Annotated in this window: 20 protein-coding genes; 9 read left to right on the top strand and 11 right to left on the bottom strand. The window is 38.8% G+C overall.

Annotated elements, in window-relative coordinates; translation table 11 throughout:
- Positions 1 to 86: 86 nt before the first annotated feature.
- Positions 87 to 1322 carry a BaiN/RdsA family NAD(P)/FAD-dependent oxidoreductase gene (locus tag PL8927_RS02065; RefSeq protein WP_083617060.1) on the bottom strand — a complete coding sequence of 412 codons (1236 nt, stop codon included), beginning with the start codon at positions 1320 to 1322 and terminating at the stop codon, positions 87 to 89.
- A gap of 9 nt (positions 1323 to 1331) precedes the next feature.
- Positions 1332 to 1496, bottom strand: coding sequence for a rubredoxin (gene rd / locus PL8927_RS02060; RefSeq protein ID WP_083617058.1), 165 nt, complete (start codon positions 1494 to 1496; stop codon positions 1332 to 1334).
- A 96-nt stretch (positions 1497 to 1592) separates the two neighbouring features.
- Here rd and PL8927_RS02055 point away from each other — a divergent pair, with 96 nt between their 5' ends.
- The 6 genes from PL8927_RS02055 to PL8927_RS02030 all read left to right on the top strand — a co-directional run bounded on the left by PL8927_RS02055 (position 1593) and on the right by PL8927_RS02030 (position 8372).
- Entirely contained in the window at positions 1593 to 2297 is a 705-nt protein-coding gene (locus tag PL8927_RS02055) for a polysaccharide deacetylase family protein (protein ID WP_231505886.1), read from the top strand.
- Between the two features lie 42 nt (positions 2298 to 2339).
- Positions 2340 to 4793 carry a Calx-beta domain-containing protein gene (locus PL8927_RS02050; RefSeq protein ID WP_083617054.1) on the top strand — a complete coding sequence of 818 codons (2454 nt, stop codon included), beginning with the start codon at positions 2340 to 2342 and terminating at the stop codon, positions 4791 to 4793.
- Positions 4794 to 4805: 12 nt separating this feature from the next.
- Complete coding sequence (locus PL8927_RS02045; RefSeq protein ID WP_083617050.1) at positions 4806 to 6374, top strand: S-layer homology domain-containing protein; 1569 nt, start codon at positions 4806 to 4808, stop codon at positions 6372 to 6374.
- Between the two features lie 503 nt (positions 6375 to 6877).
- On the top strand, positions 6878 to 7150 hold the full coding sequence (locus tag PL8927_RS02040) for a hypothetical protein (RefSeq protein ID WP_083617047.1): 273 nt from the start codon (positions 6878 to 6880) through the stop codon (positions 7148 to 7150).
- Entirely contained in the window at positions 7128 to 7358 is a 231-nt protein-coding gene (locus PL8927_RS02035) for a type II toxin-antitoxin system HicA family toxin (RefSeq protein ID WP_156093069.1), read from the top strand. The genes PL8927_RS02040 and PL8927_RS02035 overlap by 23 nt, the downstream gene beginning before the upstream one ends.
- Positions 7359 to 7421: 63 nt before the next feature.
- On the top strand, positions 7422 to 8372 hold the full coding sequence (locus PL8927_RS02030) for a class I SAM-dependent methyltransferase (protein WP_083617045.1): 951 nt from the start codon (positions 7422 to 7424) through the stop codon (positions 8370 to 8372).
- A 158-nt stretch (positions 8373 to 8530) separates the two neighbouring features.
- Here the strand turns inward: PL8927_RS02030 and PL8927_RS02025 are convergent, their stop codons facing one another.
- The 4 genes from PL8927_RS02025 to remA form a co-directional block, all read right to left on the bottom strand.
- Complete coding sequence (locus PL8927_RS02025) at positions 8531 to 8728, bottom strand: hypothetical protein (RefSeq protein WP_231505885.1); 198 nt, start codon at positions 8726 to 8728, stop codon at positions 8531 to 8533.
- Positions 8729 to 8792: 64 nt separating this feature from the next.
- Positions 8793 to 10130, bottom strand: coding sequence for a GNAT family N-acetyltransferase (locus PL8927_RS28315; protein WP_083617042.1), 1338 nt, complete (start codon positions 10128 to 10130; stop codon positions 8793 to 8795).
- A gap of 10 nt (positions 10131 to 10140) precedes the next feature.
- Positions 10141 to 10698: a guanylate kinase gene (gmk, locus tag PL8927_RS02015; protein ID WP_083617129.1), complete on the bottom strand. Its 558-nt coding sequence runs from the start codon at positions 10696 to 10698 to the stop codon at positions 10141 to 10143.
- A gap of 82 nt (positions 10699 to 10780) precedes the next feature.
- Positions 10781 to 11047 carry an extracellular matrix/biofilm regulator RemA gene (gene remA, locus PL8927_RS02010; protein WP_083617039.1) on the bottom strand — a complete coding sequence of 89 codons (267 nt, stop codon included), beginning with the start codon at positions 11045 to 11047 and terminating at the stop codon, positions 10781 to 10783.
- A 317-nt stretch (positions 11048 to 11364) separates the two neighbouring features.
- Between remA and PL8927_RS02005 the strand changes: the two genes are divergently transcribed.
- Complete coding sequence (locus PL8927_RS02005; protein WP_083617037.1) at positions 11365 to 12336, top strand: NAD(P)-dependent alcohol dehydrogenase; 972 nt, start codon at positions 11365 to 11367, stop codon at positions 12334 to 12336.
- 11 nt (positions 12337 to 12347) lie between these two features.
- Here PL8927_RS02005 and PL8927_RS02000 read toward each other — a convergent pair whose 3' ends face one another.
- Together PL8927_RS02000 and PL8927_RS01995 are read right to left on the bottom strand one after the other, a co-directional pair.
- Entirely contained in the window at positions 12348 to 12824 is a 477-nt protein-coding gene (locus PL8927_RS02000) for a hypothetical protein (protein ID WP_083617034.1), read from the bottom strand.
- Between the two features lie 11 nt (positions 12825 to 12835).
- On the bottom strand, positions 12836 to 13516 hold the full coding sequence (locus PL8927_RS01995) for an SOS response-associated peptidase (RefSeq protein WP_083617033.1): 681 nt from the start codon (positions 13514 to 13516) through the stop codon (positions 12836 to 12838).
- Positions 13517 to 13529: 13 nt separating this feature from the next.
- Here PL8927_RS01995 and PL8927_RS01990 point away from each other — a divergent pair, with 13 nt between their 5' ends.
- Positions 13530 to 14057: a GNAT family N-acetyltransferase gene (locus PL8927_RS01990; protein ID WP_083617030.1), complete on the top strand. Its 528-nt coding sequence runs from the start codon at positions 13530 to 13532 to the stop codon at positions 14055 to 14057.
- Positions 14058 to 14138: 81 nt separating this feature from the next.
- Here PL8927_RS01990 and mtnB read toward each other — a convergent pair whose 3' ends face one another.
- From mtnB to PL8927_RS01975, 3 genes are all read right to left on the bottom strand, one after another.
- Complete coding sequence (gene mtnB, locus PL8927_RS01985; protein WP_083617027.1) at positions 14139 to 14768, bottom strand: methylthioribulose 1-phosphate dehydratase; 630 nt, start codon at positions 14766 to 14768, stop codon at positions 14139 to 14141.
- 42 nt (positions 14769 to 14810) lie between these two features.
- Complete coding sequence (locus tag PL8927_RS01980) at positions 14811 to 15971, bottom strand: RuBisCO large subunit C-terminal-like domain-containing protein (RefSeq protein WP_083617024.1); 1161 nt, start codon at positions 15969 to 15971, stop codon at positions 14811 to 14813.
- A 105-nt stretch (positions 15972 to 16076) separates the two neighbouring features.
- Positions 16077 to 16649, bottom strand: a complete 573-nt coding sequence (locus tag PL8927_RS01975) for a 1,2-dihydroxy-3-keto-5-methylthiopentene dioxygenase (RefSeq protein ID WP_083617022.1) — start codon at positions 16647 to 16649, stop codon at positions 16077 to 16079.
- 181 nt (positions 16650 to 16830) lie between these two features.
- Here PL8927_RS01975 and PL8927_RS01970 point away from each other — a divergent pair, with 181 nt between their 5' ends.
- Positions 16831 to 19101 carry an AAA family ATPase gene (locus PL8927_RS01970; RefSeq protein WP_083617019.1) on the top strand — a complete coding sequence of 757 codons (2271 nt, stop codon included), beginning with the start codon at positions 16831 to 16833 and terminating at the stop codon, positions 19099 to 19101.
- The last annotated feature ends 2 nt before the right edge of the window (positions 19102 to 19103 follow it).

Below are 19103 nucleotides of genomic sequence, written 5' to 3'. Positions count from 1 at the left end.
GAAAAAGTTCTGTAGGGGTTTGGTTTCCAAACCCTCTTTGCGCCTGGGTTGGGAGGGACGCCACCCCTACGATAAAATATTACAACCTATTTACCTATAGATTGTCCGGCTAACCATCCGGTTGTCCAAGCACTTTGAAAGTTAAATCCTCCGGTGATCCCATCAATATCTAAGAGTTCTCCGGCTAAATATAACCCTGGACAACAACGACTTTCCATTGTTTTAAAATCAACTTCTTTTAAGTTTACACCCCCACAGGTGACAAATTCTTCTTTAAAAACACCTTTTCCAGTAATATTATAACTGCCTTGAGTTAACTCTTGAATCAGTTGATTGAGAGATTTATTAGAAATTTCTGACCAGCGTTTTTCTTCATCAATACCAATATAATTAACTAATTGTTTCCACAACCGACGCGGTAAATCAACAGGACAATTTGCTGAAATTAACCGTTTAGGAAATTCGGATTTAAGGGTTAATAATTTTTCTTTTAATTGTTCAGGATGTTCTTGAGGAAGCCAATTAATTTGTAGAGGAGATTTATAACCACAATCATATAAAACTCTGGCCCCCCAAGCGGATAATTTTAGAATTGCTGGCCCACTTAATCCCCAATGGGTAATTAATAAAGGCCCCGTTTGTTCCAGTTTAGCTTCAGGAAGTTTAACCTGAACTGAACTAACAGAAACTCCCGCTAAATCTTGCAGCCGTTGATCTTTCAAATTAAAGGTAAATAAAGAGGGAACCGGGGGAATAATCGTATGTCCTAAAGCTTGGACAAATCGATAACCAGAGGGGTGATTTCCCGTCGCCAATAAAACGCGATCGCTTTCTAAAAATTCCCCTGTTTTCAGTTGAATTTTAAAGGGATAAGGGTTAGAATTGTTATAGGAAATAGAAGCAACTGGAACTTGAGTTTTAATTCTAACTCCGGCTTGTTCTGCAACCCGAATTAAACAATTAACAATCGTCGCAGAATCATCGGTTGTCGGGAACATTCTCCCATCGGATTCTGTTTTTAATTGCACCCCCTGACGAGTAAACCATTCAACGGTATTTTTAGCTTGAAATCGACTAAAAGCGCCGCGTAACGCTTTACTTCCCCTGGGGTAATTCTGCACAAATTGAGTCGGTTCAAAACAAGCATGGGTGACATTACACCGTCCCCCGCCAGAAATTCTCACTTTAGCCAGGGGTTGCTGTCCGGCTTCGAGTAAAATTACTTGAGTATGGGGGTGATGACTTGCACAAGTAATTGCCCCAAAAAAACCCGCCGCCCCACCCCCAATTACAATCACTTTTAACGGATGTATACTAGACAAATTAACCCTCTATTCTTCTAATACTTCAAAATCTTTTTTTTCAGCTTGGCAAAGCGGACAAATCCAATCTTCGGAGATTTCTTCAAACGGTGTACCTGGATCAATCCCCCCATCGGGATCACCGTACTCAGGATCGTAGGTATAGCCACAAACGGTACAAACATATTTTTTCATAGTGGGATTTCACCGATAAATTGATGATTAATATGGTACAGTTTTTTGAGTTAGATTATAACCGTTTTATGCAAAGTTTTGTGAACTGAAATTTTAATGAATACTCCATTTCGTTTTAAACTGCAATTAGCCCCTTTTTTTCCCTATTTACATTCGATTTTAACCCCCAGTTTTCCCCGTTGTTTATGGAGAGGAAACTTATCTCAACCTGAAATTGCTTTAACCTTTGATGATGGGCCGCACCCAGAGTATACTTTAGAGTTATTAAAGGTTTTAGATCAGTTTCAAATTACAGCCAGTTTCTTTTGGTTAGGACAATGGGTAGAACAATATCCTGAAATTGCCCAAGCCGTTTATCAACGCGGTCATTGGATTGGATTACATGGTTATCAACATCAATCTTTTCCTTTTTTAAGTGAAATAGAATTAAAACAAAGTTTAGAAAAAACCCAAACTGCTATTTTTAAAGCCTGCCATCTTGAACCAGAATTAATATTAGATGTGCGTCCTCCCAATGGCTTTTTTTTACCTCAAACTTTAGAGTTATTAACCGCTTGGGGATATCGTCCGGTGATGTGGAGTGTTGTACCGGAAGATTGGTTACATCCTGGGGTTAATGTTGTTACCCAACGTGTGATTAAACAAACCCAAAATGGGTCAATTATTGTCCTCCATGATGGGTATTTTGGAGGAAAAGATGTTGCAAAAACAGTACAAGAAATTATTCCTAAACTGTTAGAACAAAACTATCGGTTTGTAACGATTTCTAAATTTTGGCAGTCTGCAAAACCGATGATATGATTAGCAATGTTAGCGTTTTAATTTAGTTTACCCAATGATATCATGGTGCTAAAACCAGAAACCGATCCCACCACAGGTCAACTTCGCTTAGTCGGAGACAATACCGCCGAAAACGTGAAATTCTTTCCCGGAGAATTGGCGGTATTTCCATTAGGTGCTTTTTTATTAGGAGGAGATGACACGGTTCGCGGTTCATCTGATCCTGAACTGATTTATGGGAATTTAGAGAATGATCAACTATTTGGAGAAGGAGGAAATGATACTCTTTTTGGGGGTCAAGGAAACGATCAAATTTCAGGAGATGCAGGTAATGATCTGCTATTTGGAGAAGCAGGAAATGATCAATTTATTGGATTTGTAAATCCTGATAATCCCTCTGAATTATCAGGAATTGAAGGAGATGATACGATTTATGCCGGGTCAGGAGATGATCAAATTCGAGAGAATCAAGGCAAGGATTTAATATTCGGAGGTCAAGGCAATGATGAATTAAGATCGGGGTTAGAAAATGATCTTGTTGAAGGCAATGATGGCGATGATTTTATCGGTGCAGAAGATGGGGATGATACGGTTTCTGGAGGGAATGGAAATGATCAGGTTCGAGGGGATGTAGGGAATGATTTAGTGGAGGGAAATGTTGGAGATGATCAGGTATCCGGGGGGAGTGAAAATGATACTTTATTTGGGGGTCAAGGGAATGATCAACTGAGCGGAGATGACGGAGATGATCGCCTGTCTGGGGATGAAGGAATTGATACTTTAATTGGCGGAGATGGCAAAGATATTTTTGTTTTAGATAGTCGTCAATTAGGGAGTAACCCCGAATCATCGGAGACAATTGTAGATTATAAACCCGGAGAAGATATTATTTTTTTAACGGGTGATTTAGGGTTTGAAAATTTAACTAGCAAACCCGATCCTAGAACCGAAAATAGCACCATTTTAGAAGCACAATCTGGGGGTATTGTTGCGGTATTACAAGGAATTAAACCCGATCAAATTAATCGTTCTAACTTTATTATTCCTGGGGTTGTAGAATTTAGTTCAGATCAATTTGCTGTTAATGAAAATGGGACTCCAATTAATCCAATTACGGTGGTTAGGAATAGTGGAAATGATGGGGAAATTAGCGTTACTGTGGTTCCGGTTCCTACGCCCTTAACGCCTGGAGGGAATCAAATTAATACAAACCCCATTGTTGTTAATTTTGGCAATGGGGATAATACCCCTAAAATCATTAATATTCCGATTGTTAATGATAATGTTCCTAATTATGCTGCTAATGTTTTTTTAACCTTAGAAAACCCCACAAACTTTGCCCAACTGGGAACACCTAATCAAGCAACTTTAGATATTATTGATGATGAAATTCCTCCTTCAGCCGTCGGAACTTTAATCAATCCCATTCCTGAAGCTTCTGCTCAATTTGGTTCAGCATTATCACCCGTTGCTAATAATTTTGTAGGGGTCGGTGCACCCGGTCAAACTAATAACCAAGGAATTGCTTATTTATTCAATCTCACCACTCAACAACCCACATTAACCTTTCGTAACCCTTCCCCCAGTGCTGGAAATTCAGCCTTTGGTCAATCTATTGCGACAATTGTAGGAGATAATGTTATTATTGGTGCGCCTCAAGATAGTAGTTTAGCACCTAATTCCGGGGCGGTTTATGTGTTTAGTACCGCCACAGGAACGCCCTATTTACTCGTAAATAATCCTACCCCAGATGTCTTTGATTTATTTGGCTATTCCGTTGCCACTTTAGGTAATAATATTATTGTCGGTGCTCCCAATGATTCCACCTTAGCACCCGCAGGAGGAACCGCCTATTTATTTGATGGAAATACGGGTCAATTGTTACAAACCTTTTTGAATCCCAACCCTCAAGCTAATGACTTTTTTGGGGCTTCTGTCGCTGCGGTTGGCGGAGATAGAATATTAATTGGTGCTCCTGCTAGTTTAACCCCAGGAGGAGGACAACAACCCGGTGAAGCCTATATTTTTGATAGCGTTACTGGGCAACTTTTACAAACATTTAAAAATCCGATCCCTGGGTTAGATAATTTTGGTTATTCCGTCGCCTGGTCGGGAATTGGTCGAGATATTTTAATCGGTGCACCCGGAGATGATTCAGGAGGAATAGACACAGGAACAGCGTTTTTATTGGATGGCATTACTGGGGCAGTTTTGCAAACCTATAATGCACCTAAAATGGAGGATTATAATCAATTTGGTCAAGCCATAGCCTTGATAGGAAATGATGTTTTAGTCGGTTCTCCCGGCTATGGATTAGCGAATTTAGGAGGAACATTCCGCTATGAATTAAGAACCGGAAATTTAGTTCAAACCTATTTAAGTCCGGTTACGGATAATGCCGATACAGACTTGAATTTTGGAGCATCCGTTGCCAGTGTTGCTAACCTTATACTGGTAGGAGTCCCTGGTTTAGATACAACCTTGCCTAGTGTGGGTGCTGTTAATCAATTTGTTTAAATTAGGAGTAATATGAAAAGAAAATCCTTCCTTCCTCAGTTTAAATTATTTATTGTTGTTGTTTTAGGAATTATCTTAACTCAGAAATCTTTACCTTTAATTTATCCTGTTTCAGCCCAAAAGTCTACAACTTTTGATGATATTAAAGGTCATTGGGCGCAAAACTGTATTGAGAATTTAGCTCAAAAAAATATTGTTAAAGGTTATTATGAAGATGATACATTTCGCCCCGATAATCCTGTAAATCGGGCTGAATTTGCGGCGATGCTGAGTCAAGCTTTTCCTAAGCTTCCTAAAACTGAAAAAGCGATTAATTTTGTAGATGTACCTACGGATTTTTGGGCTCATAATGCGATTCGAGATGTTAATCAAAGAGGGTTTATGTCAGGATATTTAGGAAGTGTTTTTAATCCTTTATTAAATATTCCTAGAGTGCAAGCATTGGTGGCTTTAGTTAATGGTTTAGATTATAAACCGACTCAAGTTTCCCCTCAACAATTAACCAAAATCTTTGAGGATGGTTCTGATATTCCTGAATATGCAAAAAAAGCGATCGCCACAGCAACCGATAATTGGTTAGTAGTTAATTATCCCAATATTCGACGATTAAACCCTAATAAACCTGCGACCCGTGCCGAAGTTTCGACCTTCATTTGTCAGGCGATTTTAGAGGATAAAAAACAAGCGTTAGTTCCCACTCAATATATTGCTAGAGTTGCCATTTCTGAACCCTCAGAAACCCCTTCCGAACCCAAACCCAAACCATCAACGCCTGCGGTTACAATGCAACCCCAAACAACACCTCCCATAGAATCCCGACCTGAATCCTATCCCGAAATCAAAGATTTAAAGGTGCAAAAAACAGCAAAATTAGGGGATGTTAAAGCGGAATTATTAGCAGATTCTGATAATACAATTCAGTTAATGCAAATTAAAATTAGCCGAAAAGGAGATTTAGTATCTGAAGATGTGGTTTCAATGGCTACTTTAGCAGCACCGGGGGTTAAAACGGTTAAAACCGGGAGAGTCCTTGATTTTAAAGTGTTAGATTTAGATAACGATAAAGAACCGGAAATCTTAGTAGATTTATTAATTGATGAGGATAACAATCGTAAAAATTACTATTCGGTGATTTACCGATATAGCCCCATTAAAAAAGAATATCGAGATTTACAACAAAAATGGGGTTTAACGTCCTATCGACTGAATACAGAGAACGCAGAAACCCCGATTTTGATTCATTATGATCAACGATTTAGCCAACAATTTCAAGTTTATACTCCTGAACAATTACCGTTACAGATTTTTCAGTATCAGTTTGGAGAATTTAAAGATGTGACTCAACAGTATTCTGAATTCCTCGAAGAACATAACACTATTTTATTGCAAGAAATTAATAAACGTCGTCGCCTCAAACAAGATTTAAAAGCAGTTTTAGCTGCTTATTTAGCGCAACAGTATTTACTCGGTCAAGCCAACACAGCCTGGAAAACCGTTGAGGAAATGTATCAAAACCCTGACAGAAATCAATTTTTTCCTCAACTTCGCCAATGGTTGAAAAAGACAGGATACATGGAATAAAACTTCATAAATACATTGACTCAGATATTCTATAATGGCAAAAATGGAATGAGTTTAGGGTCAGCACCCCGCTCTGAAGATACGGGGCTTCATGCCTCTGATTTGGATAGCTGACCAGCCTAAGCCTTAACTGGCTACGTTATCGGGAAGCGTTAAAGTTCTTACCTTGGGATGCGTAGCTAGTCCCAAGCTCTAAAACTCGAAAGTTAAACAGTTTTACGAGGGGTAAGACAGTGCTTTCAAGATAGTACCGACCGATAACATTGGCGAAGCTAACATTACCTGAGAAATCAGTGGGGTAGAAATACCAAAAAAACCGGGAATCGGCAAATACAAAAATTTTTGTCGATTCCTAATCTAGTATTCACCGAGAATAAATTCTCCTGATGTGTCCCACTGAGCGTTCGACTGAGCTCACGCCGAAGTCTTGCCGAAGTGTCGTTTTTCCTCCGCGCTCGCTTATAGACGCGGTTTCCAAACTTCCCATTTTTTTATTATGAGCAATGGCTGTACAGTATATCCTCAGTGATTATGTTGAACAGGCAATGGCTGAAGCCGTTTATGACAAACTGGAAGATCTGAGTTTTGTTGGAAAAATCCCTATTTGTCAAGGAGTTATTGCTTTTGGTTCAACCTTAAAACAATGTGAACAAGAATTGCGTTCAACTTTAGAAGATTGGATTTTATTGGGGATCAAATTGGGGCATCCATTACCCATTATTAATAATATTGATTTGAATCAGGAGCCTCAACTTGAGCCGATGGAAACCCTGTAAACGACGAGACTTTATTCAAAAGTTACAGAAATTTGGTTTTTCTGGCCCTTTTTCAGGAAGTAAACATCAGTTTATGATTTATGAGAATCATCGTCTTACTATCCCCTCTAATGATGAATATTCTGTTCCTCAGTTGCGAATTATGATTCGAGAGGTTGAAGATATTTTGGGCCAGCAAATCACCCTAAAAAAATGGGATAGCCTGTAATTTTTTCTGAATTCATTCTATTTTATGATAAATTAATACCTTGTTTTCAATCATTTTCAAACCATGATTAACGCTAAACTCAAACCAGACTGGGCAGGAGAAGATTTTCTGTCTCAAATTGTTAATGTTCTCATCAAAACTAAACCGCTTTACAGTTTAATGAAACTTCAAGCGCGACAAGTTTTAATTAAAACCGCCGAAAAAAATGGGGTTCAGTGGCGAAAAACTTGTCAAGAATTAGACGCATCAGGCGCAAAAGAACTGTTAAAAAGTTTCACAAACCCTAATATTAAATATCCCGATTATTATCAAGTTCCCTTTCATGCTTATGATCAAGGAAATCTCTGTTGGTTAGCCGCTTATGAAGCCGAACCCGCAACAAAAGCAATGGGGTTGCGAGTCTGGCCAAAAGAACAAATTACCTGGGAAACCGCAGAACATCGGTTACGTTCTAGTTTCCATGAAATCTTAGGCAAATATTGTCCTGAACGGGTGGAGAATGTGTTAGATATTGGTTGTTCTGTGGGGATGTCAACTCTCCCATTACATCGCTATTTAGTGCAGAAATATGGTGATAATATTAGAACAGTGGGGTTAGATTTATCACCCTATATGTTGGCGGTGGCAAAAATTCGAGATCAACAGGGAGAAATCGCCGAATGGAGACAGGAACTCGCGGAAAATACCAGTTTTCCCGATAACAGTTTTGATGTTGTTACCCTGCAATTTCTATTACATGAACTCCCGAACAAACCCAGTCGAGATATCTTTCAAGAAGCCCTGAGAATTTTACGACCGGGCGGCTGTTTAGCCATTGTTGATAATAATCCTAAATCAGAAGTGATTCAGAATTTACCTCCAGCGTTATTTATTCTGATGAAAAGTACCGAACCCTGGAGTGATGAATACTATACTTTTGATGTGGAAGAAACCTTAAAAGAGGTGGGGTTTGATTATAAAATCACCCTTCCCAGTGACCCTCGCCATCGGACAATTATTGCAATTAAACCCTAATGTACTTTAGAACGTAGGGTGCGTAAGGCAAAGCCGCACGCACCATTTCTCTGCGGCAACCTGAGTAATTATTAGGAGCCAATATTTTGGAATTTCAGGTTAGATGGTGCGTGCGCGGAGCTTACGCACCCTACGATTGAAATTAATCAAGGTGAAACCTAAAACATTCCTTTAATTCCGTTAGGGTCGGTCATAAACCCTAAATAATGATAGAAATTAACGGCTTTAGAACCTGCAAGTTTTAATTGCAGAATAAAAGGAGAATTAAGAATTAGGAGCGTAGGAGCGTAGGGTGCGTAAGGCAAAGCCGCACGCACCATTTCTCTGCGGCAACCTGAGTAATTATCAGGAGCCAATATTTTTAAATCTCAGGTTAGATGGTGCGTGCGCGGAGCTTACGCACCCTACGATTGAAGTTAATCAAGGCGAAACCCAAAACATTCCTTTAATCCCGTTAGGATCGGTAATAAACCCTAAATGCTGATAGAAATCAACGGCTTTGGAACCTGCAAATAAAGTAATATTTTCAATATTTTGCTGTCGAAGTTGTTCTAAAGTATATTGAATTAAGGCTTTTCCTAATCCTTGACTTTGAAAATTAGGATGAATCACCACATCCCAAAGGGTTGCATTATAAACATGATCGGAAACGGCGCGAGTAAAGCCAATTAATTGTTTTTGCGAGTCTTTTTCCGACCACAGAGTAACGGCTAAAAAACTATGTTCCAGGGCGATTTTCATTTGTTGATGGGAACGAGTCATCCAACCGACTGCTTCAAAGAGTTGATCTAATTGGTTTAAATCAAAATTAATATTGGTACTAAATATAAATTGTCCGAAGTCTTGATTTACAGCTAAAGGATCTGAAAAACTATTGATGTTGGGATCAGAAGTGATACCTTCGTCATATTTAGACCATTTATTTAAGTTTTGCTGAATATTTTGATGTTGTAAGTTAATCGTTTGTTCTAAATGATTTTTTTTAAGAAAAATAGTATTAATTTTTTCTCCAATAGAGAGATGATCAGGATAAACTTCTCGCGCCATTGAATACACAATTAAAGCGGCATTATTAAAATGTTTATGAATGAAAAAATCGGCAATTTTAATCCAGGCTTCTTGATTTTGGTGTAAAAATTGAATCACATTTTGATACTCAGGATACTTTTGACTATTCTGAATAACTTTTTGATAATAAGCGATCGCCAGATTAATGGTTTCAGGTAAACAATATTCCAGGGTTTCCCCTAATTTAGTGGCAATAATTCCAAAATCCTGTTCTTGATTTGTTCGGAACAAAATTACTAAACTATTCCAATAACTGGTAATGGCTAAATCCCACTTTTTCTGTTTAACAAACGCATCTCCTAAATTTCCATAAGACCAATGAAATTCAGGGTTTAACTGAATCGCCTTGCGGTAAACGGGAATCGCTTCTTCCCAGGATTGTAATTTTAATAAGGCATTTCCTAAATTATGATATGACCAAGAAAAATCAGGATTAAGTTCAATGGCACGACGATAATTAATAATTGCGTCTTGCCATTGTTCTTGTTTTAATAAAACATCCGCTAAATGGTGATAAAACCAAGAACAATGGGGATTTAATTCGATAGCCTGACGATAATGTGCGATCGCAGCTTCCCATTGTTCTTGCTGATCAGACAAACGCCCTAAATTTGCATAAGCTTCAGCCGATTTGATATCCGTTGCCATCGCATTTAAAGAGTCTTGTTTTAAAGGGTCTTTCTGGGGCATATTTCCTGATTTAAACAGGAGTATATAACACAGATTCTAATCGCTGTAAGGCAAAATCAAAATCATCATTAATTACTTCAAAATCAAATTCACTCGCCGCATCCATTTCTGCTTTTGCTCGCATTAAACGCCGTCGAATCGCATCTTCAGAATCCTGACCTCGCTCTCGTAAACGACGTTCTAATTCATTAATAGAAGGGGGCATAATAAAAATGCGTAAAGCGGAGGGAAACGTGCGCCGAATTTGGCGAGCGCCTTCTAATTCAATTTCTAATAAAACCGATGTTCCCGCTTCAATTTGTTCTTTAACCGGAATTAAAGGAGTTCCATAACAATTTCCTGCAAATTCAGCCCATTCTAATAACTCTCCCTGTTCTACCATTTCCTGAAAACGTTGTTGATTTACAAAATAGTAGTCTCGTCCATTGATTTCGCCGGGACGGGGAGAACGAGTTGTTACTGAAACGGATAAATGCAGGTCAGGATGACAGTTGAGTAGGGAACGAACTAAGGTTCCTTTTCCGACCCCACTAGGGCCTGTCATCACAATTAATCGGCCTTTTTTCATAGCAGTTTTACTCATTCACGCTGAACAGGAGTTTTTCTATTTTCTCATGGTATGCCGATAGAAACCAAGGGGTATAAATCCCTTAATCATCACGGGAATTCCCATCTTTCGCCAGTACAAACCGATGAGCAACGGTTTCCGGCTGAATTGCAGAGAGAATAACATGGCTAGAATCAGTGATAATCACGGCTCTGGTTCTACGTCCATAAGTAGCATCAACTAATTGTCCACGCTCACGGGCATCGGTTATAATGCGCTTAATCGGAGCCGATTCAGGACTGACAATAGCAATCACCCGATTAGCAGAGATAATATTACCAAAACCAATATTGATTAACTGAATATCCATAAAAACTCAATTATAGGGTTTGCTGAGGTTTTTGTGCCATAATTCCATCATAGTGACAATTTCACGGAGTTACAACTGTTAATCGAGGGAAAACTCTATTTTTTATCCTCTTGAGTTTGCCTTTTCCTGTTGAGTTAAAGCTCGAAAAGTAGCGGATTCTGAATCAAAAATGGAAACCAGAAAATAGGTCAAAAAAAAGTAGATCTCAACAAAATTATCACGCTGTTTGAAATAATCAAAGCAAAAAATGAAACCTTAATCCCCAGTTTAAGAAGTTTGTGTTAAGCTGACAGGTGTTCTATTTCTGTTAACAGTTTATGAAAGCAATTGTTATTTATCAATATGGATCACCTGATGTTCTTCGGTATGAAGATATTTCTACCCCAAGTATTAAGCCGGATCAAGTTTTAGTCAAAATTCATGCCAGTAGTGTTAATCCTGTGGATTGGAAAATTAGACAGGGATTATTACAACCGCTATCCGGCTACAATTTCCCTAAAGTTTTAGGCTCTGATTTATCAGGAGAAATTGTAGAAGTGGGAGAACAAGCAACGCGCTGGCGGGTTGGCGATCAAGTTTATACCTTCGTTAACCCGTTATTTGGAGGCGCCTATGGGGAGTATGTGGCTGTCCCCGCAGCCAACGTCAGCTATAAGCCCCAAAATATATCCTATACCGAAGCAGCAACGGTTCCTGTAGCGGGTCTGACGGCTTTACAGGGGTTATTAGATTTAGGTCAATTGCGACCGGGACAACGGGTATTAATTAATGGGGCGTCTGGCGGTGTCGGAACCTTTGCGGTGCAAATTGCTGTGGCGATGAATGCCGATGTCACGGGGGTTTGCGGGACGGCTAACGTTGATTTTGTTAAACGTTTAGGAGCGCATACGGTTATTGACTATACCCAAGAGGATTTTACCCTGCAAGAAATTCAATATGATATTATTTTTGATGCGGTGGGTAAACAGTCCTTTTTTAATTGTCAAAAAGTTCTACAATCGGATGGAATTTATATCTCGACTGTACCAACGGTTGATAATATGGGAGCGACCCTACAAACCTTATTGTTTTCGAGTCAAAAATGTAAATTAGTATTAGCTCAACCTAGCCGTCGAGATTTAGATGCGCTGCGAGATTTGATCGAAGCGGGTAAGGTTAAAACAGTGATTGATCGAACTTATTCCTTAAGTGATATTGCTGAAGCTCATACTTATAGCGAAATGGGAAGAACCGTTGGTAAAATTGCCATTACGGTTAATGAAGGGTTACAAACGATTAATATTGATTGATTGTTTTTTTGTCATTTTGGGGGAGTAAAGTTTTCTAAGCAATCGGTGTTTAATGGCTCTACATCAAACACTTGTTCTTGACTCCAATTCCCCCATTCACCGTTTACCATCGCTCTGACTTTCCATTTCCATCCCATCCGGTTTTGATCGGCTATATAGGCCCTACTTTTGCTAATATAATCTGTAGATGTTAAGTTAGAATTATTAATAACTGGATTTAAGGCATTCGTTCCCATTACATACAAATGATAGGCTGTTGCATTGGGAATTTCAGACCAGGAAAATACCCACACAATGTCATTTTCTAAAGGGGGTACACAGCCATTATCTAAAATATCTGAGGGTTGGGGGAAAGTGAGTTTAGGTGCAAGGGGAATGCTGCTAAATTGTGATAGTAGGATCGGGCTAATTAGCAAAAAAGACCCGAATAAACTATAGCTATACTTCCCAGTTAGTAGTGGATTAATCCCATCAATTAATCGTTTCATGATATTTAAAATTACCTCAACTCAACTTCTAATATAGGTTGAATACAGTCCGGTTGATTATAGTTTGTCCGATTAACATTAGCACTGACGGGATAAACAATTAAGTCAGGATTTTGTTCAACTAATGATAAAATCGTTTCAGAATCTTTAAGAGTTGGATCTAGCCATTGGGAATAGACCGAAGTAGATAAAATAATCGGCATTCGTTCATGAACCGGACGAACAATCTCACTAGCAGCTTGGGTTAAAATCGTACAAGAAAAAATATCTTCCCCATTCGGATGTTTCCAACGTTCCCATAATCCCGCAAACCCAAAAAGTTGATGATCCTTTAACTGAAAATAATAGGGTTGTTTGATTTTACCCTGATGTTGCCATTCATAAAACCCATCGGCTAAAATTAAACATCGTTGGGAACGAATAGCCTGCCGAAATGCAGGTTTTTCCGTAACGGTTTCTACCCTAGCATTGATCAGTTTGTATCCGATCTTTTCATCCTTTGACCAATGGGGAATTAACCCCCAGCGCATCGGTTGAAATTGTTGTTCTTGCTGTTCTAAATTATATCTAATTGTAGAAATTTTTTGGGCAGGAGCAATGTTATATTGAGGGATAAACTCAGGAATTGATGATAAATTAAAGGTTTGAGCGATCGCTGTTCCTGAACAAGTTAAACTAAAACGTCCACACATAATAAAATCCTCTATGACATCTGAAAAACTTTACCTCCATTCCCCCCAAATTGGCTTACCGACTGGCTGTATTTTACGTCCAGCAACCCCCCAGGATAGCATGAGAATTCTGTGGTTAGTGTTAAAGGATCTGCTTGATCCGACTCAATTACGCTGGCAACAATTTTGGGTAATTGAATCCCATAAACAAATTATAGCTTGTGGACAACTGCGACAGTTTAACGATGTTGAAGAACTGGGGAGTTTGGTGGTTAGTCGAGCTTGGCGAGGACAAGGTTTAGGAGCAATTTTAGTGCAGCATTTAATTCAAGAATCTACAAAACCTCTCTATTTGGAATCTGTCGGAAAACGCTTGGCTAATTTTTATGCTCGTTTTGGGTTTGTTCCCGTTGAATTTTCAGATTTACCCGCTTCTTTAAAACCCAAGTTTGGCATTTCCAATTGGGCAAAAATTCTATTAAAAATTCCGGTAATTTTTATGTATAGAAGGGAACAGGGAACAGGGAACAGGGAACAGAAAGAAACAAAGTTCGCCCTATAGATAGGTTTGAGCATTTATCTTTGTAAAAGACAGTTTTGGCTACTGGTATATACTGTTTACAAACCAAACCCTTCAGATTAATCAATGGTGAAATTTTAAGCCTGCTTGACGGGCTGCTACAATATAACGGAAAATATATTCAGCCAGTTCAACATGATTTTCTGCCGCTTCTGGAGAAGAAGCCCAAACCGTTACTCCATGATTTCTAATCAGCAGTGCTGGCACATCAGGAATTGTAGTTTTAAACCGTTGAACAATTGCTTCCGCAATGCGAGGCACTTCTAAATAATTCTCAAAAACGGGCATATAAACTTTCGGGTTTTCTTCCCAAATTCCTAATCCTTTTAACATCTCAATGGGAGGTAAAGGCAATTGTTCATGATCAATAAAATTTGATACTAATTTTGCTTCTACCGAATGAACATGATAACAAGCGTTTGCTTCAGGAAATAAAGAATAAATCGCTTGATGAATACTGGTTTCTGCCGAAGGTTTATTCTGAGGAGACGGATTTTCTAAAACTTCTCCCGTTAGAGAAATTCTGACAAAATCCTCAGCCACTAATTTACCTTTTTGTTTACCACTCGCCGTAATCCAAAAACTATTATCAGCTATTTTAGCCGAAAGATTTCCGGCCGTTCCTGCCATCCAACCCAGTTGATGAAATTGACGAGACGCATGAATTAAAGATTGACGGGGATCAGTGTTCATGATGAATTGGGAATTATGAATTACGAATTGGAAATTGATCGTTTATCCCCATTTTTCCATAGCCTGACGCAAAGAACTAGGGGGTATTTTATTAATATCAAAAGGTTGATGTTGTTGATATCGATCCAGCGCTTGAAAAAAGGCTTCAACCCCCGAACCAGGGCCATTAGGGTGATCCATAATTCCCGTTCCCGCATTCAAAATGACATCATTTCCGTAGTCCGATAAAGCTTTGGGGACAATTCCGGGGTGAATTCCCGCCGAGGGAACCGGGAAAACGTTGCGCGATCGCAAAATATCCCTAATTTTCCCTTCTTCAGCCGGATCAAAGGGTAAACTGCCATAATGGGCCGGATATAATACCGCATCAGCCCCGGCATGGGCCATTAAGGTTCCGAGCACGACGGAATAGGAAAAACCCGTATCACCAGAGGCACATAACGCCCCCGCCAAGGCAGGATGGGCGAAAATAGGAACATTTATTTCTGGATCGGCGGCTAGGGCTTCTAAGACCGAAAAACCGTAGGTGAGCACATTTAATAATAGGGCATTTGCCCCTTCTTTAACCAGAAGTCGAGCTTTTTCTAATAAAGTTTGGGCGTTTCCAGTAACATTAACTGCATACAAAACCGTGCGCCCGGTTTCTTGTTTAATTTGGTCTAAAATCGGCCGACAAGCTCTTAACCGTTCTAGTGTGGGGGCTGTGTTTAAATCCCCCATAATTTCATCATCTTTAATAATATCTAATCCCGCCGTTGCCACTTCTTCTAAAATAGCAGCATGATCCTGGGCTGATAGTCCTAAAGCGGGTTTAAAGATTGCCATAATTAAAGGACGATCAAAAACGTTTAATTGTTGACGAATTCCTGATATCCCAAATTTTGGCAACTGACCATAATTATTATCAAGTCTAACCGCAACTATTTTCCCGACTCCAGCCATTGAATATTTACCAAAAATCATCGTTAGCAAACTGGCAATATCATTTTCAACGTTAATTTCTGGGAATTGAACGGTTGCAATATTATAACCTTGTTCATCGGTTTTAACGTTAATAACTTGGGCTAAATGCGATCGCAAATTATCCTCACGATGGCTAAATCGTTCATCCCAAGTTCCTGCGGTTTGTCCAATAGCAATGACTTTCGCCTGACGCAACGCATCAATATTAGGAGGAAAACGATAATCTACTTCAATGGTCATTGTTTTCTATTCTAGCAATTGTTATCATTGCAGTAGAGACGTTGTATACAACGTCTGTACAAATTAATACAACATCTCTACAAATTAATTCAACGTCTCTACAAATTAATTCAAAGCTAAGGTTTTTTTCGGTCTTCTGGAAAAAATTCTAATTTCAGTATCCGTATATTCGGGAGTCCAACCTTCTGTTGTGGTGAAATAACGAACAGCTTTAATCCGCCGAGTTTCTGTTAAGTAAAACCAATGTTCTGTATTTGCAGGAACGTTAATATATTCTTCGGCTTCAACGGTTAATTCAACTTGACTTCCATCGGGACGGACAAAACCAAAAACTCCTTCCCCATCAACAATATAGCGGATTTCATTATCAGCATGAATATGACACTGTTCAAATTTTGCTAATAAGGTTTCCAGGTTAGGGGTATCCGGGTTAAGAACAATTAAATCACGAGATTGATAACCCGCTTTTTGTTTTAATTCTTCAAAATATTGATCTAAACCTTGCAGAACAGTTTCTTTCTCTTCATTGTTCAATGCAGGTTGATTGACTAATTCTATCACTTGAGCATCGGTTCCCACAGACCAATGGTTTAAATGAATATTCAGACAAGCTAATTCTCGCTGAATTTCATCGAGTTGGGTGTAGGTTGTTCCGTCTTCTAACTGTAAAACTGCCATGCTTCACCTCGGTAGTATGAACCGTTTTTAAGTCAAATACTATTATATAGCGGTGTGTTGTCCCGTGAGGTACAACGCAAAAACCCGGCTTCTTAAACAATACCTACGCCAAAATCCTAGAGAGTTGCGTAATTGTTGCCATTACCAGCGATATAATAATTAAACTGCGAGTTAAGTCAATATGCGAAAGAATATTTGGGCGAATCTACCAAAGGACATCTTGCTGGTCGGTGTTCTGAGTGTGGGGATGGGGACAGTCGCATCAGTGGTTTTTCCTGGGGGTGGTCTCGGAACTCCATTAATGGGAAGTACCGCCGGGGCGTTAATTGGGACGGCGGTTTCTAGTAAACAGAAAGAACAAGAACATAAACGGAGTCTACAAGATTCCCAAACCCAAAAAGATAAAGATTATCAACTCAGTCTACAAGACCTAAGCAAACGGAAAGACCAAGAGTATCAATTTCGTTTACAAGCGCTAGAAAAACAACTCGACACACAACGAAACTGGCAAGAATATCAGACTAAATTGATTAGACTAAAAGATCAGGTAGAAAGTCTGGAGCAAAAACAAACAAACTTAGGGGAAGTTGAAGGGAAGTTAACGCAAAAACAATCGGAATTACAGGAAGTTCAGGAGAGATTAACCCGATTAAATCAAGAAAAACAAGATTTAGAAAATCGTGTTAATAGCTTGCATAAAAATCCTCCAAATTTATCGGAATTAGAACAATTAAATACTCAATTAGGTCAGTTAAGGCTAGAAAAAAGTCAATTAGAGGGTGAGATTACTGCCTTACAATCTCGAAATCAAAACTTACAAGAACTTGAGCGATCGCTCCGTGAAACCCAATCTAATTATATCGTAAAAAATGTCGAATTGCAACAATTAATTGCTGATATTGCCAAGAAACAAGAGGAAACAAAAACCCTGGAGCAAAGAACCGTAGAATTAGAATTAATCAGAGCGACCTATGATAGTTTATCTCTGGAAACACAACAGTCTCAAACCCGAATTAATCAACTCCGTCCTGAAATTGATCGTTTAGAAGCAGAGAAACAAAGAATTCTGCAAGCGATTCAAAATCATACATTAGATTATCAACAAATAGAAAGAGATAAACAAAGAATTAGAAATTTGAGTTTTGAACTTCGAGAAAAAGAATCTCAAAAACGAGAACTTGAACAAATTGTACAGGAGTTAGAAGGACAGCAATCAGTAGTATTAGGAAAAATTGAAGGTCTCAGAGCAGAGAAAGAGGGACTTCAAGAAGAAATTAATCAGATGAGAAATTTGAGGGAAAGCACGGAAAATACGGCGGATTTTGCCTTGCGGTCGCTACGAGATTATCTATGGACACCGAATTCAAATCCAGAGTGGAATCCACCAGAAAACGTTTTTTTAGATGCGTTTATGCAGCATTTAGAAGCCAAAGGATTAGCATTTCCTCGGCGGGTTGTTTATGCGTTTCATACCTCTTTAAAAGTGCAAGATATTTCTGCTTTAGTGATTTTAGCTGGAATTAGTGGAACTGGAAAAAGTGAACTTCCCCAACGATATGCAGACTTTATCGGCGCCCAACGGTTAACTTTAGCGGTTCAACCTCGATGGGATTCTCCTCAAGATTTGCAAGGGTTTTATAACTATGTGGAGAAGAAATTTAAACCGACTGATTTGATTCGAGGAATTTATCAATATAACCATGATCCAGTTATGAAAAATCGGATTGTTTTGGTATTATTAGATGAAATGAACTTAGCCCGTGTAGAATATTATTTTAGTGATTTCCTCTCGAAATTAGAAAGCCGTCGTTCTAGTCCTACCTTTTTAGAATTAGATGTAGGTAGTTTACCAATTCCTGAAGCACAAAGAAAGTTACAAATTCCCACACAATTTTTATTTGTGGGAACTATGAATGAAGACGAAACTACTCAAACTTTATCGGATAAAGTGTTAGATAGGGCTAATGTTCTCACCTTTGGAAAACCAAAAACTTTACAATTAAGCAAGACGAGGACTACTGAAGGTCAACGTCCTGTGTATGTCAGCTATTCAAGCTTTGAACAATGGTTCAAAACGCCCGATCAAAATTCTGAGGGGGTTCAAAAAGTTAAATATTATTTAGATCAGGCGAATAACATTATGGAAAGCATCGGACATCCTTTCGCCCATCGAGTCTATCAAGCAATTACTCAATATGTGATTAATTATCCTGGGGTTTCTGACTCAAATTCTGAGGAATTTCGCTTTGCTTTAGTCGATCAATTTGCTCAAAAATTGTTACCAAAACTTAGAGGATTAATGATTGATGATTACCAAGAAGAATTAAATAAATTTGCCAGTTTAATTGAACAATTGGGCGATACTTCCTTAACAGAAGCATTTATAAAAGCACGAGGTTCGCGTTCTGGTCAGTTTGAATGGAAAGGATTAATTTATCCAGAGGAGGAGTAAAC

Origin of the sequence: Planktothrix serta PCC 8927, from assembly GCF_900010725.2 — a bacterium.
Taxonomy (GTDB): domain Bacteria; phylum Cyanobacteriota; class Cyanobacteriia; order Cyanobacteriales; family Microcoleaceae; genus Planktothrix; species Planktothrix serta.
Note: the sequence above shows the minus strand (reverse complement) of the source record. Positions and strands in the feature narration are given on the sequence as shown.